A 14,223-nucleotide genomic window follows, 5' to 3' on the forward strand; every position below is an offset into this window, starting at 1 on the left:
CGGCACCGGAGGACATGCGGATCTTGGACGACCGACGCAAGACAGTGACGACCCCGCCCGAATCCAAGCCTTACGAGATGCGGCGGCTGTCCTATGCTGGCACCTTCAAGAACCCGGTCAAGGCGGGTACGATCCGCACCATCGAATGGATGACCGGCAAGCTCCACCTCCTGCGCAAGATCCGCGCGTTCGAACGCTCCGGAGTGCCCTTCGGCCAGCCGTTCTGGCCCAAGGCGATGGCGGCGATGGGGATCGAGATCCGGACCCCGGCCGAGCAGATCGCCCGGATCCCCCCGACCGGCCCGGTCATCGTGGTGGCCAACCATCCGCACGGGCTCGTCGACGGCATGGTGATGGCCGAGCTGATCGGCCGGGTGCGGACCGACTACAAGATCCTCACCCGCTCGCTCCTCACCGGCATCCCGGAGATCGAGGAGTTCCTGATCCCGGTGCCGTTCCCGCACGAGGACAATGCCCGCGAGCTAAGCCTCGACATGCGCAACCGCTGCATGGCGCATCTGAAGGCCGGCGGCGTGATCGTTCTCTTTCCGGCCGGCAAGGTCGCGACGACAAAGGGCTTCTTCGGCCCCGCGATCGAGCCGGAATGGAACCCCTTCACCGCGAAGATGGCCACGCGTTCCGGCGCGACCATTCTGCCAATCTACTTTCCCGGCGAGAACACGCGGCTCTACCACGTCGCCGACAAGATCTCCGCGACGTTCCGACAGGGGCTGCTGCTGCACGAGATTCGTCGCGCGCTCTACAAGCCGCAGTCGCCTGTGATCGGCCACCCGATCCCGCCCGAAGTGGTAAGAAACTGGGCGGGCGACACCCGCGGGATGCTCGCCTGGCTGCGCGAGACGACCCTCGCGCTGAAGGACTAACCCGATCGCCGGGTCAGCGCGTCGGCACCGGTACCTCGCCGCGATAATCGTAGAAGCCGCGGCTCGTCTTGCGGCCAAGCCAGCCGGCCTCGACGTACTTCGTCAGGAGCGGGCAGGGCCGGTACTTGGTGTCGGCCAGCCCCTCGTGCAGAACGTTCATGATCGCCAGGCAGGTGTCGAGCCCGATGAAATCCGCCAGCTCCAGCGGCCCCATTGGATGATTGGCGCCGAGCTTGAGGCTCTCGTCGATCGAGCGCACGTTGCCGACGCCCTCGTAGAGCGTGTAGACCGCCTCGTTGATCATCGGCATCAGGATGCGGTTGACGATGAAGGCCGGGAAATCCTCGGCGCTCGCCGCGGTCTTTCCGAGCTTTTCCACGACCTTCAGCATCGCCTGGTACGTCGCGTCGTCAGTGGCGATGCCGCGGATGAGTTCCACGAGCTGCATCACCGGCACCGGGTTCATGAAGTGGAAGCCCATGAACTTTTCCGGTCGGTCGGTGCGCGAGGCAAGCCGCGTGATCGAGATCGAGGAGGTGTTCGAGGTCAGGATCGTCGTGGGTTTTAGATGCGGCTGCAGGTCCTCGAAGATCGCCTGCTTGACGGTCTCGCGCTCGGTCGCGGCCTCGATAATGAGGTCGGTCTGGCCGAGGTCGGTGAGCTTCAGGGTCGTCCGGATCCGCTTCAGCGCCGCCGCCTTGTCCTCTTCGGAGATCTTGCCGCGCGACAGCTGCCGGTCCAGGTTGCGGTCGATCAGCGCCACCGCCTTGTCGAGCGCGTCCTGGCTGATATCGGTCATCAGCACGTCGAAGCCTGCGAGTGCGAAGACATGGGCGATGCCGTTGCCCATCTGGCCCGCGCCGACGATTCCGACCGATGTGATTTCCATTGCCCAACCTCGCTGCGATTTGCGCAAGACCATAGGCACCGCCGGCGTCCGGGCGCAAGGCATATCCCGCCGTCACCCGGCCTTCGAAAACGCGCCTTAGGCTTTTGGCAAGGCCTGTGGCGCAAATTGAACCCGGATGAGTCGAAATCAAGGTGCGATCCGATGACCTGCGAGTTCGTGCGCGTTACGGCGCTGGATTACTTCCCCTGCCGCTATGGACAGTCGAAAGTGATGTTCCGGGGGCAACGCCGCCGGCTCGATGGCCGCTACGTCGCCGTGCTCGGCGGGACCGAGACATACGGCAAGTTCATCGAGGAGCCCTATCCCGCGCTTATGGAAAAGGCGCTCGACCTGCCGGTGGTGAATTTCGGCTGCATGAACGCCGGCCCCGACGCCTTCCTGGCAGAGCCGGTGATCCTGTCGGCCTGCGCCCGGGCACGGGTGACCGTGATCCAGCTCATGGGTGCCCAGAACATCACGAATCGGTTCTACGCCGTCCACCCCCGCCGCAACGACCGGTTCCTGCGCGCCTCTGCGCAGATGAAGTCGATCTTCCCCGATATCGACTTCACCGAGTTCAACTTCACCGGCCACATGCTCGGCACACTCAAGGAGGCGGCGCCCGACAGGTTCCGGCTCGTGGCAGAGGAGCTGAAAGCCGCCTGGACCGCGCGGATGCGGCATCTCCTGCAGAAGATCGACACGCCGACGGTGATCCTCTGGCTGCAGGCCGGGAACTCCGCTGACCCGTTAGTGCTGAATGACGCCATGATCGCGGCGATCCGGCCCTTCGCGACCGACTTCCTTCGTGTCACGCCGAGTGCCGCGGCGCGCATGAGCGGCACCGAGGGGATGCATTTCGCTCCGCTGGAGGAACCCGCCGCCGCGACGATGCCCGGTCCCCTGGTCCACCGCGAAGTCGCCGACGTACTGGGGCCGGTCCTGCGGCGGCTGCTCTGACCGGGCTTGCCGCGGGGCGTAGTCCCCGCGCCAAATAGGCCAGTTCCGGCCCGTCCTCCGCGATAACGCAGGTCTGTGCTATCCTGCGGGCCACGCGGCTTTCAAGACCGCGGCCGGAGGCCCGCCGAGCAGATCCGATCAGCAGCGGGAGGGACATCTCATGAAACGCGCAACCGACCATCCCTCGGTCCTCGACCATGTCGCGGGCGGCGGGCTCCTTAACCGGCGGCTCTTGCTTCAGGGCGCCGTTGCCGGTGGCGGCGCGGCCCTTGCCGGCGCCACGATGCCGCGAGCCGCGCGGGCGCAGGGGGCGATCCCCGAATGGGCGACCGTCGCCGGGGAGCGGGCCCGCGGCTACGGCATGCCCGCCGAGGCCGAAGCCCATGTCCAGCGCGCGATTCTCGAACCCTTCGCGGATGTCGCGCCGCAGTTCAGCCTCTCGGGCACGCCGCATCACCGGCTGCGCGGCACGATCACGCCGAACGGCCTTCATTTCGAGGTTCATCACGGTGGCCGGCCCAATATCGACCCGGAGCGCCACCGGCTGATGATCCACGGCCTTGTCGAGCGGCCCCTGCAGTTCGACCTCGGCGCGCTCGAACGTTATCCGATGGTGACGGCGACGCATTTCCTCGAATGCTCTGGCAACAGCCTCTTCAACGCGATCATGCCGGACCCGATGCAGGCGGGGTGCGACCTTCTGCATGGGCTTCTGTCGAACACCGAATGGACCGGCATCCCGATGAACGTGCTCCTCGACGAGGCCGGGGTGAAACCGGAGGGGCGCTGGCTGGTCGCGACCGGCGGCGACGGGCCGAGCCTCGCGCGCTCGATCCCCGTCGAGAAGCTGATGGAGGACGGGATGCTCGCGCTCTACCAGAACGGCGAGCGGATCCGTCCCGAGCAGGGATACCCGATGCGGCTCCTGTTGCCGGGCTTCGAGGGCAACATGAACGTCAAGTGGTTGACGAGCCTCTGGGCCACCGACGCGCCGGCCCATACCAAGCATGAATCCGGCGAATATACCGAGATCCTCGCCGATGGCTCCTCGGTGAAGTTCACCTTCGCGATGGGGGTGAAGTCGGTCATCACCCATCCCTCGGCGACGATGACGATGAGTGGTTCGGGCCTTTACGAGCTCTCCGGCATCGCCTGGTCGGGCGCGGGGCCGATCCGCAAGGTCGAGGTCTCGGCCGATGGCGGGGCGAGCTGGGCCGAGGCGGAGCTTCAGGGGCCGGTCCTGCCACGCGCCCTGACCCGGTTCCGCTTGCCCTGGGCCTGGGAGGGGGCACCTTCCCTGCTGATGAGCCGGGCGGAAGATGCGACCGGCGCCGTGCAGCCGACGCGTGAGGCGTGGAAGGCGCGCTACGATGCGTCGAATTTCCTCCACTACAACGCCATTCAGGCCTGGCAGATCACAGCGAACGGGGAGGTGCAGAATGTCTACGCGTAATCTCCTTGCTGCCGCCCTTCTCGCCGTCATGTCCGGTGCCGCCTCCGCCGAGGGGCCCGGCCTCGGCCAGCCGCTTTCGGACGAGGAGATCCCGTTCTACGCGCGCTATGTCATGCCCGACGGCCGCGGCCTGCCCGAAGGCGGCGGCACCGCCGCGACGGGCTCCGCGATCTATGCCGAGAAATGCGCCACCTGCCACGGCGCGACGGGGATCGAGGGGCCGGTCATGCCGCCGGTCGGTCCGAACGATATCTGGGCCAAGCCGGCCGGGCGCTACTGGCCCTATGCGACGACGCTGTTCGATTATATCCGCCGGGCCATGCCGCTCGACGCGCCGAAATCCTTGAGCGACGACGAGGCCTATGCGCTCGCGGCGTTCATCCTTGCCGCCAATGGCGTGATTGGCGAGGGCGACACGATGGATGCCGAGAGCTTGCCGAAGGTCGAGATGCCCAATCGCGACAACTTCCTCGACGTTTGGGCCAAGCAGGGCGCGACGCCCTGGTGACGAAAAGGCCCGCCGAAGGGCGGGCCTTTCCAACATTTGCCAGCGCGGCCTAGGTCTCAGAGCTTCTCGGTCAGTTCCGGCACGGCGGTGAAGAGGTCGGCGACGAGGCCGTAATCGGCGACCTGGAAGATCGGCGCCTCTTCGTCCTTGTTGATCGCGACGATGACTTTGGAGTCCTTCATGCCGGCGAGGTGCTGGATCGCGCCGGAGATGCCGACGGCGACATAAAGCTGCGGCGCCACGACCTTGCCGGTCTGGCCGACCTGCCAGTCGTTCGGGGCGTAGCCCGAGTCGACCGCCGCGCGGGACGCGCCCACGGCCGCGCCGAGCTTGTCGGCGAGTTTCTCGATCAGCGCGAAGTCGGCCTGAGAGCCGACGCCGCGGCCGCCCGAGACGACGATGCCGGCCGAGGTCAGCTCCGGACGGTCAGACGCGGCGACCTTGTCCTCGACCCATTCCGAGAGGCCCGGATTGGCGGCCGCCGAGATGGTCTCGACCGAAGCCGAACCGCCAGCGGCGGCCGGATCGAAGGTCGAGGTGCGGATCGAGACGACTTTCTTGCCGTCCGAGGACTTCACGGTCTGGATCGCGTTGCCGGCATAGATCGGGCGCTCGAACGTGTCGGCGTCGACGACGCCGGAGACGTCCGAAATCACCATCACGTCGAGCAGCGCGGCCACGCGCGGCAGCACGTTCTTCGCGTCCGTCGTCGCCGGGGCGACGATGTGCGAGTAGTCACCGGCGAGCGAGACGATCAGCGCCGCGGTTGGCTCGGCGAGACGGTGGCCGAGCGACGGGTCCTCGGCGCAGAGCACCTTCTTCACGCCGTCGAGCTTCGCTGCCTCGGCGGCCGCATCGGCGGCCTTCGCGCCGGCGCAGAGCACGGTCACGTCGCCGAGCATCTTGGCCGCGGTCAGCGCCTTCGCGGTGGCATCGACCGAGAGCTGGCCGTCGGTCACTTCGCCCAGAAGAAGAACAGCCATCAGAGCACCCCCGCTTCGTCTTTGAGTTTCGCGATCAGCTCGTCGACCGAGCCCACCTTCACGCCCGCCTTGCGGCCGGCCGGTTCCGCCGTCTTGACGACGGTGAGGCGCGGCGAGACGTCGACGCCGTAATCGGCGGCGGTCTTTTCCTCGAGCGGCTTCTTCTTCGCCTTCATGATGTTCGGCAGCGAGGCGTAGCGCGGCTCGTTGAGGCGCAGGTCGACGGTCACGATGGCGGGCATCTTGACCTTGATCGTCTGCAGGCCGCCATCGACCTCGCGGGTGACGACGGCATTGCCGCCCTCGAGCTTGAGCTCGGAAGCGAAGGCCGCCTGGCTCCAGCCGAGGAGCGCCGACAGCATCTGGCCGGTGGCGTTCATGTCGTTGTCGATCGCCTGCTTGCCGCAGATCACCAGACCCGGGCTTTCGGCTTCGACGACGGCCTTGAGGAGCTTCGCGACCGCGAGCGGCTCGATGTCGGTGTGGACGTCGTCGGCCGCCTCGATCAGGATCGCGCGGTCTGCACCCATGGCGAGCGCGGTGCGCAGCGTTTCCTGCGCCTGCTTCACGCCGATCGAGACCACGACGATCTCTTCGGCCTCACCGCGTTCCTTGATGCGGATCGCCTCTTCCACGGCGATCTCGTCGAACGGGTTCATCGACATCTTGACGTTGGCGAGATCGACACCCGATCCGTCCGCTTTCACGCGAACCTTCACGTTGTAATCGATCACCCGCTTCACAGGCACGAGCACCTTCATGGCCAGCAATCTCCCTTAACCGGACACCGCCCCCGTCGGGAGCGGCAAGACAAGCTCTCGGACGACCCCTTAGCGATTCTGCGACAAGGAAAACAGTGCAAAATCGACACGAACGGTCGCGGGGACGCCACGATATACCTTGGCGCGGCGAAATGTCGTAGTCTCGGGGCAGCAAGCGGAGGGTCTGCACGATGGAAAAGGTTCTGGGCTTCGGCGGCTTCTTCTTTCGGGCCGAGGATCCGGCGGCGCTCGCGGCGTGGTACGAGACCTACCTCGGGATCGCCCCCGCGCCGACGGACATGGAGGCGCCGCCTTGGCGAAGCTCCGAGGGTGTCGTCGTTTTCGCACCCTTCCCGAAAGACACGGACTATTTCCCGCCCGACCGTGCATTCATGCTGAATTTCCGCGTCGCCGACCTCGCCGCGATGCTGGTGCAGCTCCACCAGGCGGGAATCGCCGTCAGCAACGAGATGACGATGGATGGAATCGGCAGGTTCGCCCGCATCCACGACCCCGAGGGCAATCCGATCGAGTTGTGGGAGCCGGCCTGACGGCTACCGGTTCGCGCCCGCCCTCCGGGCCGGGGCTCCGCCTTTCCGGGCGCCGGTGCCGCCACTGGCGGCCCCGCCGTCCGCATCGCTACCGGTTCGCGCCCGGAACCCAGAGCACGTCGGCGCGGCCGTCGTCATTGGCGATACGCGCGGCAACGAAGAACCAGTCCGAAAGGCGGTTGAGGTATTTCACCGCCGCCGGGTTCACCGATTCCGCGCCCGCCAGTTCCACCGCCATCCGCTCGGCCCGGCGCGACACCGTGCGCGCAAGGTGCAGATGCGCGGCAAGGGCCGAGCCGCCGGGCAGGATGAAGCTCCTGAGCGGCGAGAGCTTCGCGTTCATCGCGTCGATCTCGGATTCGAGCCGGGCGACCTGCGCGTCGACCATGCGCAGCACCGGATAGCCCGCCTCGCCGTCCTTCTCCATCTCGGGCCGGCAGAGATCGGCGCCGAGGTCGAAGAGGTCGTTCTGGATCCGGGCAAGTGCCGCGTCCATTTCGCCCGTCGCGTGCAGCCGCGCGAGGCCGAGGACCGAGTTCACCTCGTCCACGGTGCCGTAGGCGGTCACGCGGGCCGAATGCTTGGCGACCCGGCTGCCGTCACCGAGGGCGGTTTCGCCCTTGTCGCCGGTCCTGGTGTAGATCTTGTTGAGAACGACCATCAAAGACCTCCCCGTCCGCCGAAGATGACAAAGGCGAGGATCAGCGCGACTGCGATCGCCTGGGCGATGATCCGGTAGCGCATGATCCGGTTGGCGTGCTTGCGGTTGAACTCGCCGCCCTTCGCGAAGCCGCCGATCCCGATCATCAGGATGACGAGCACGGCGAGGCAGGCGAATGCCGCGATGAGAAAGAGCGGGTCCTTGGTCATGCTGCCTCCCTGGGTCGAAAGTGTTCTAGCGCGGGCGCGCGGCGCACGCCAGCGCCGCGCAGGCTGGCCGCGCGCATCTTCTCGTGATCAGCCGCGGCCGATAAGCCAGTGCAGCGCGCGCGTCGGCAGGAGCCGGCGCGCCGCGTTCATCAGGTAGGTCGGTGTCGTCACGAAATAGCGCGGCGCGGGATTGCGCGCCTCGACCGCCTGCCGGAGCTTCGCCGTCACCGCCGCGGCCGGAAGCTCGAACCTGTCGGAGCCGCGGCCCTCGTAGAGCCGTTTGAGCAACGTCGTCCGGTACTGTTCGGCCCTGGGCGAGTGCTCCCAGTCGATCCAGCGTTCGAAATGCGGGATCGAGTTGACGCGGATCCGGCTGGTGATCGGACCGGGCTGGATCAGGATCACCTTGATCGGCGTATCGGCCATCTCGATCCGGAAGGTCTCGGTCAGGCCTTCCATCGCGAACTTGGTCGCGACATAGGCGCCGCGCCAGCGCATCGGAACGAGGCCGAGCACCGAGGAGCAGTTGACGATCCGCCCGTGGCCCTGCTTGCGCATCACCGGCACGATGCGCCGGGTCAGCTCGTGATAGCCGAAGAGGTTGGTCTCGAAAATCTCGCGCAGGGCGCCCGTGGGCAGGTCCTCGACCGCGCCGGGGCAGCCGTAGGCGCCGTTGTTGAAGACCGCGTCGAGCGTGCCGCCGGTGCGCTCCAGAACCTCGTCCACCGCCGCACCGATGCTCGCCTCGTCGGTGTAGTCGAGCCGGAAGCTTTCCAGCCCCTCGGCGCGGAGCCGCTCGCAATCCGCCTCCTTGCGGCAGGTCGCGAATACTCGCCAGCCCGCGCGCTTCATCCCGTGCGCCGCGTCGTAGCCGATCCCGGAGGAACAGCCGGTGATGAGAATGCTTCTGGTCATGCCTGTCCCCTGCCGCCGCCTCTGGCTAGGCGGTTTCGGCGGCGCTGGCAATTCGCGATCGTCGGAGATCAGTTCGCGGCGATCTCGACCGGCTCCATGTAACGGCGCGAGACGAAGCCGGTGCGCCCGCCGATGCCGAGCCGGACTTCGAGCCAGGCGCCGTCCGTGGGGCCGTGCACCCAGACCGTGTCGCCGCCCGCGAGCGCCCCGAACACGGGATGGCGGGCCGACGGGCCCGCGCGGATGTTGAGCCGCCGCGCGGTAACGCGCCAGAGTGTCGGCAGATCGACCGGACTCGCCTCGAGCGTGGCGGCGCTCGGCCCGGGCGCGGCAGGCAGCGTCGCGGAGGTGTCCGTAACCGTGATCTGCTCGACAGGCTCCGGGCGCGAGTCGGCTGGCGCGGGCTCGGGCGCGCCGGTTTCGACCGCGACCGGCACGACCAGATTGGCCGGGGCCGGGGCGTCGGGAACGGGTGTTTCGTCAAGGTCCGCCGGTGTAGTAACCCGCACCGCGTCCATTCTCTGGCCGCCAATCAGCATCGTCAAATACATGGCGGCGCAGAGGCATAGGCTCCAACGGAGCATGTGCCTTCCCCCCGCAAATCAATGACAATCAGTCTACACCGGAACGGGTGAAAAGTGGACGCGATTCGCGCGTCGCGGGCTTGCTTCGGGGAAATTCCGGCTGGACCGGATGGCGCCCGCGATTTACACCACATACATGAGTGACGATACCGACGACCGCAACATCCTGCCCGCAACCCTGTCCGAACCGCTCAGCCGTGCGATCGGCGAGCGTTACCTGACCTATGCGCTCTCGACGATCATGCACCGGGCGCTGCCGGATGCGCGCGACGGGCTGAAGCCGGTCCACCGCCGCATCCTCTACGCGATGCGGGAGCTGAAGCTCTCCTCGACCGGCGGGTTCCGCAAGTCGGCGAAGATCTCGGGCGACGTGATGGGGAATTATCACCCGCACGGCGATGCCGCGATCTACGACGCGATGGCGCGGCTCGCGCAGGATTTCAACGTCCGTTATCCTCTTGTCGACGGGCAGGGCAACTTCGGCAACATCGACGGCGACAACCCGGCGGCCTCGCGCTACACCGAGGCGCGGCTGACCGCGGCGGCCGAGGCGCTGATGGAGGGCCTCGCCGAGAACGCGGTCGACTTCCGCCCGAACTACGACGGCACGCTGGAAGAGCCGGTGGTGCTGCCCTCGGCCTTCCCGAACCTTCTGGCGAACGGCGCCTCGGGCATCGCGGTCGGCATGGCGACGAACATCCCGCCGCACAACCTCCATGAGCTGATCGAGGCCTGCCTGCACCTGATCAAGACGCCGGAGGCGCGCGACGAGACGCTGGTGAACATGATCCCCGGCCCGGATTTCCCGACCGGCGGCGTGATCGTCGAGCCGCGCGAGTCGATCCTCGACGCCTACCGGACGGGTCGCGGCTCGTTCCGGCTCCGCGCGCGCTGGGAGATCGAGGACCAGGGCCGCGGCACCTGGCAGATCGTCGTGACCGAGATTCCCTACCAGGTGCAGAAGTCGAAGCTGATCGAGCGCCTGGCCGAGGTGATCCAGACCAAGAAGGTGCCGCTCCTGGCGGACGTGCGCGACGAGAGCGCCGACGACATCCGCATCGTGCTGGAGCCGCGTTCGAAGAACGTCGATCCCGAGATGCTGATGGGGATGCTGTTCCGCAACTCCGACCTCGAGACGCGGTTCTCGCTCAACATGAACGTGCTGATCGACGGCCGCACGCCGAAGGTCTGCTCGCTGAAGGAGGTGCTGCGCGCCTTCCTCGACCACAGGCGCGACGTGCTCATCCGCCGCTCGCGGCACCGGATGGACAAGATCGACCACCGGTTGGAAGTCCTCGAGGGCTTCATCACCGCCTTCCTGAACCTCGACCGCGTCATCGACATCATCCGCTATGATGCCGATCCCAAGGCCGCGCTGATGGCCGAGGACTGGAGCCTGAAGCGGGGCCGTGCCGCGACCGAGCAGGACTACGTCTCGCCGCTCACGCTGCCGCATGCCGCGGACGGTCTCAGCGAGGTGCAGGTCGAGGCAATTCTCAACATGCGCCTCAGGAGCCTGCGCAAGCTCGAGGAGATGGAGCTTCTCAAGGAGCGCGACGCGCTGATGCTCGAACGCGCCGGGCTCGAGGATCTTCTGGCCTCCGAGGCGCTGCAATGGGCGCGGATCGCCGAGGAGCTGCGCGAGACCCGCAAGGCCTTCGGCCAGGGCGCGCCGGGTGGCGCGAGGCGCACCACCTTCGCCGATGCTGCGGAAGTCGAGGAGGTGCCGCTCGAAGCGATGATCGAGCGCGAGCCGATCACCGTGATCTGCTCGAAGATGGGCTGGATCCGGGCAATGAAGGGGCATCAGCCGCTCGATGCCGAGGTCAAGTTCAAGGACGGCGACGAGGGCCGCTTCGTTTTCCACGCCGAGACCACCGACAAGATCCTGCTCGTCGCCGCCAATGGCCGCTTCTACACGCTTCTCGGCGCCAACCTGCCCGGCGGGCGTGGCATGGGCGAGCCGGTGCGCCTCATGGTCGACCTGCCGAACGAGGCGGAGATCGTCGATCTCCTGATCCACCGGCCGGGCGAGAAGCTGATCGTCGCCTCGACGGCTGGTGAAGGCTTCACCGTGCCGGCCGACGAGGTCGTGGCGCAGACCCGGGCCGGCAAGCAGGTGATGAACCTTTCCGAGGGCAACCGGATGGCGGTCTGCAAGCGGGTCGCGGGCGATCATGTCGCCGTGGTCTCGAAGAACCGCAAGCTGCTGGTCTTCCCGCTCGACGAGCTGCCGGAGATGACCCGCGGCAAGGGTGTGCGGCTCCAGAAGTACAACATGGCGCGCGGCCGACAGGGAGTGCTGGAGCTTGACGGCGGGCTTTCCGACGTCACCACCTTCACGCTGGCCGAGGGGCTGACCTGGTCGACGCCGAACGGCCAGACCCGGCGCGAGATGGGAATTTCCGAGTGGATCGGCCGCCGCGCCGGGGTCGGCAAGACCCCGCCGCACGGCTTTCCGCGCGACAACCGGTTTACCTGACCCGTAACCAGAAGGACCATTTGATGAGTTTCAACGACCGATTGACGGCAAGTTATTCGGGCGGCCGGGGGCCTTTGTTCGGCCTCGCCTTCAGGACCGCCCTCCTGACCCTTCTCACCCTCGGCATCTACCGGTTCTGGGCCAAGACGCGGATCCGCAAATACATCTGGTCCTCGATCCGGCTCGGGGGCGACACGCTGGAATATACCGGCACCGGGCTTGAGAAGTTCCTCGGCTTCCTCGTCGCGGTGGTGGTGCTCGCGGTCTATCTCGGCCTCGTGCAACTCGTCCTCTTCTATTTCGGCCTGCATTTCGTGGTGGAGCCGCAGACCGAGGCCGAGATCCTCATGCAGATGTCGGTCTTCTACCTCTCGTTCTTCGCGCTGGTGCCGCTGATGCTCTTCGCGCGCTACCGGGCGCGGCGCTACATGCTGGCGCGGACCCGGTTCCGGGGCATCCGCTTCGGCATGGACAAGGCCGCCTGGGGCTATGTCTGGCGCGCGATCGGGCACGGGATCCTGACGTTCCTGAGCCTCGGCCTGCTGCTGCCGCGCCAGACCTTCTGGCTCGAAAAGTACAAGACCGACCGCAGCCATTACGGCGACACGCGATTTGTGCAGGGCGGCAAGTGGACCGCGCTCTATCCGGCGATGAGGGGCTATTTCCTTGGGTTTGCTCTTCTCGTCGCGAGCATCGTTTACATAGCCATGTCGAGGCTGGGTTCAGCCGATCGGATCGCTGTCGCCCAGTTTTTGCCTCTCGGACTCTTGGCCGTGTTTGGGTTTGGCTTTGTTTACTACCGGGTTCACAGCTTCCGCTACCTGACGGCACAGAAGACGCTCGCCGGCGCGGTCGGCTTTCTCGCCCTGCCGCGCACCGGACGGGTTCTCGGCATCTACATCGTCGGCGCGCTGGTCGTCGGCCTCATCGTTTCCTTCATCTTCGGCGTCATCGGCGGCGTTTTCGCTGTGAGCGTGGCTGCGGCGGAGAACGGTGCAACGCCCGGAGCGGGTTCCATCGTCATCATTGCCGCGCTCTATCTCGTGGCGCTGGCGATGCTCGGCGCGCTGGCGCTGGTCTTCATCATCCAGCCCGTCATCGCCCATTTCACCGAGACGATGACCGTCCTCAACCCCGCCGCGCTCGACGCCGTGCGTCAGCGCGCCCATGACGCGGGCGCCGATGCCGAGGGCTTTGCCGACGCGCTTGACCTCGGTGCGGCGGTGTGACGGGACCCGAGGGGCCGGTCGAGGCCGCCTTCTTCGACGGGATGACCGCGAGGCGCTGGGCCGCGCGGATCGCCCCGGCGCCGGACGGGCTCTCGCTCGTCATCCTGCGTGAGGGCGCCGCACCCCTTAGCTGGCGGTTCGACCGGCTCCGCGCGCTCGCCGACGAGTCCGACGCAACGCGGCTGACGCTGACGGTGCTGGCCGAGACCGAGGACGAGGCGCCGCGCGATCCCGCGCGGCTCGTCGTCACCGATCCGGCCGCCGTCGCCTGGCTCCTGCGCACGCGGCCGGGGCTGATGCGCCGCGACCTGCGCGCGGGCACCTTCCGCAAGGTGGCACTCTGGCTCGGCGGCGCGGTGGCGGCGGTCGTGATGATGCTCTACGTCATCCTGCCGGGGCTCGCCGACTACCTTGCCGAGCACCTGCCGCGCGAGACCGAGGTCGCCTTCGGCCGCTCGGTGATGCGCCAGGTCGAATGGATCGTGAGCGACGAGTCCGGCGCCGACCTTGCCTGCACCGATGCCGAGGGGCTGGCCGCGCTTGATGCGATGAAGGCGCGGCTCGTCGGCGAGCGAGACCTTGGCTACGAGATCGAACTCAGGGTCTTCGACCACGAGATGGTCAATGCCTTCGCCGCGCCGGGCGGCCAGGTCGTGATCTTCCGCGGGCTGATCGACGAGGCCGAAAGCGCCGAGGAGGTCGCCGCGGTCCTCGGCCACGAGATCGGCCATGTCGTGGCGCGCGACCCGATCCGGCTCACGCTCCGGGCGGTAGGCTCGGCGGGGATCCTGTCGCTGATCCTCGGCGACGTCACCGGCGGCACGGTGATCGCGGCAGCGGGCGAGCATGTGCTGCAGACCTCCTACACCCGCGAGGCGGAGACGGCGGCGGATGCCTTTGCCTACAGGCTCTTGAACGAGGCCGGTATCAGCAGCGAGCCGATGGCGGGCTTCTTCGACCGGATCGCGAAGATGACGGATCTCCTGCCGGAGTACCTGTCGTCCCACCCCCTGAGTGCCGGCCGCGCCGAGGCCGCGCGGGTGAATGCCGCCGCCCAGACGGCGACGGCGCCGGTTCTCAACGCCGCCGAGTGGCAGGCGCTGCGCGGTATCTGCAAGGACTGAAGGGGCGGCGGAGCCCCCCTTCGGTCGCAA

15 protein-coding genes are annotated in these 14,223 nt (G+C 67.3%); 8 read left to right on the forward strand and 7 right to left on the reverse strand.

Going from position 1 to position 14,223, the window contains the following annotated elements; all coding sequences use genetic code 11:
• Positions 1 to 14 precede the first annotated feature (14 nt).
• Complete coding sequence (locus OM960_RS03030; protein WP_264771041.1) at positions 15 to 884, forward strand: lysophospholipid acyltransferase family protein; 870 nt, start codon at positions 15 to 17, stop codon at positions 882 to 884.
• 13 nt (positions 885 to 897) lie between these two features.
• On the opposite strand, the gene OM960_RS03035 is transcribed toward OM960_RS03030, so the two are convergent.
• The gene (locus tag OM960_RS03035; RefSeq protein WP_263335815.1) at positions 898 to 1,773 is read right to left on the reverse strand and encodes a 3-hydroxybutyryl-CoA dehydrogenase; all 876 of its coding nucleotides are present in this window, start codon (positions 1,771 to 1,773) and stop codon (positions 898 to 900) included.
• 162 nt (positions 1,774 to 1,935) lie between these two features.
• Here OM960_RS03035 and OM960_RS03040 point away from each other — a divergent pair, with 162 nt between their 5' ends.
• The 3 genes from OM960_RS03040 (at position 1,936) to OM960_RS03050 (ending at position 4,694) form a co-directional block, all read left to right on the forward strand.
• Positions 1,936 to 2,733: a DUF6473 family protein gene (locus tag OM960_RS03040; RefSeq protein WP_264771042.1), complete on the forward strand. Its 798-nt coding sequence runs from the start codon at positions 1,936 to 1,938 to the stop codon at positions 2,731 to 2,733.
• Between the two features lie 160 nt (positions 2,734 to 2,893).
• Positions 2,894 to 4,186 carry a sulfite dehydrogenase gene (gene soxC, locus OM960_RS03045; protein ID WP_263335811.1) on the forward strand — a complete coding sequence of 431 codons (1,293 nt, stop codon included), beginning with the start codon at positions 2,894 to 2,896 and terminating at the stop codon, positions 4,184 to 4,186.
• On the forward strand, positions 4,173 to 4,694 hold the full coding sequence (locus tag OM960_RS03050) for a c-type cytochrome (protein ID WP_263335809.1): 522 nt from the start codon (positions 4,173 to 4,175) through the stop codon (positions 4,692 to 4,694). Before soxC ends, OM960_RS03050 begins: the two co-directional genes overlap by 14 nt.
• A 56-nt stretch (positions 4,695 to 4,750) precedes the next feature.
• Here the strand turns inward: OM960_RS03050 and OM960_RS03055 are convergent, their stop codons facing one another.
• Both OM960_RS03055 and OM960_RS03060 read right to left on the reverse strand, forming a co-directional pair.
• Positions 4,751 to 5,677: an electron transfer flavoprotein subunit alpha/FixB family protein gene (locus OM960_RS03055; RefSeq protein ID WP_263335806.1), complete on the reverse strand. Its 927-nt coding sequence runs from the start codon at positions 5,675 to 5,677 to the stop codon at positions 4,751 to 4,753.
• Positions 5,677 to 6,438 carry an electron transfer flavoprotein subunit beta/FixA family protein gene (locus OM960_RS03060; protein WP_264771043.1) on the reverse strand — a complete coding sequence of 254 codons (762 nt, stop codon included), beginning with the start codon at positions 6,436 to 6,438 and terminating at the stop codon, positions 5,677 to 5,679. Before OM960_RS03060 ends, OM960_RS03055 begins: the two co-directional genes overlap by 1 nt.
• A gap of 191 nt (positions 6,439 to 6,629) precedes the next feature.
• On the opposite strand from OM960_RS03060, the gene OM960_RS03065 reads away from it, so the two are divergent.
• Complete coding sequence (locus tag OM960_RS03065) at positions 6,630 to 6,989, forward strand: VOC family protein (protein ID WP_264771044.1); 360 nt, start codon at positions 6,630 to 6,632, stop codon at positions 6,987 to 6,989.
• A gap of 88 nt (positions 6,990 to 7,077) precedes the next feature.
• Here the strand turns inward: OM960_RS03065 and OM960_RS03070 are convergent, their stop codons facing one another.
• From OM960_RS03070 to OM960_RS03085, 4 genes are all read right to left on the reverse strand, one after another.
• Complete coding sequence (locus OM960_RS03070; protein WP_263335800.1) at positions 7,078 to 7,650, reverse strand: cob(I)yrinic acid a,c-diamide adenosyltransferase; 573 nt, start codon at positions 7,648 to 7,650, stop codon at positions 7,078 to 7,080.
• Entirely contained in the window at positions 7,650 to 7,859 is a 210-nt protein-coding gene (locus OM960_RS03075; protein ID WP_263335797.1) for a twin transmembrane helix small protein, read from the reverse strand. Before OM960_RS03075 ends, OM960_RS03070 begins: the two co-directional genes overlap by 1 nt.
• 87 nt (positions 7,860 to 7,946) lie before the next feature.
• Positions 7,947 to 8,774 carry an SDR family NAD(P)-dependent oxidoreductase gene (locus tag OM960_RS03080; protein WP_263335794.1) on the reverse strand — a complete coding sequence of 276 codons (828 nt, stop codon included), beginning with the start codon at positions 8,772 to 8,774 and terminating at the stop codon, positions 7,947 to 7,949.
• 68 nt (positions 8,775 to 8,842) lie between these two features.
• Positions 8,843 to 9,358, reverse strand: a complete 516-nt coding sequence (locus OM960_RS03085; RefSeq protein ID WP_264771045.1) for an SH3 domain-containing protein — start codon at positions 9,356 to 9,358, stop codon at positions 8,843 to 8,845.
• A gap of 136 nt (positions 9,359 to 9,494) precedes the next feature.
• Between OM960_RS03085 and OM960_RS03090 the strand changes: the two genes are divergently transcribed.
• From OM960_RS03090 to OM960_RS03100, 3 genes are read left to right on the forward strand one after another with little or no spacing between them, the layout of a single operon-like run.
• Positions 9,495 to 11,840, forward strand: a complete 2,346-nt coding sequence (locus OM960_RS03090) for a DNA topoisomerase IV subunit A (RefSeq protein WP_264771046.1) — start codon at positions 9,495 to 9,497, stop codon at positions 11,838 to 11,840.
• Positions 11,841 to 11,863: 23 nt separating this feature from the next.
• Positions 11,864 to 13,069, forward strand: coding sequence for a DUF898 family protein (locus tag OM960_RS03095; protein ID WP_264771047.1), 1,206 nt, complete (start codon positions 11,864 to 11,866; stop codon positions 13,067 to 13,069).
• Complete coding sequence (locus tag OM960_RS03100) at positions 13,066 to 14,193, forward strand: M48 family metallopeptidase (protein ID WP_264771048.1); 1,128 nt, start codon at positions 13,066 to 13,068, stop codon at positions 14,191 to 14,193. The genes OM960_RS03095 and OM960_RS03100 overlap by 4 nt, the downstream gene beginning before the upstream one ends.
• Positions 14,194 to 14,223 lie beyond the last annotated feature (30 nt).

The sequence above is a fragment of the Defluviimonas salinarum genome (assembly GCF_026013545.1).
GTDB classification, from domain to species: Bacteria; Pseudomonadota; Alphaproteobacteria; order Rhodobacterales; family Rhodobacteraceae; genus Albidovulum; species Albidovulum salinarum.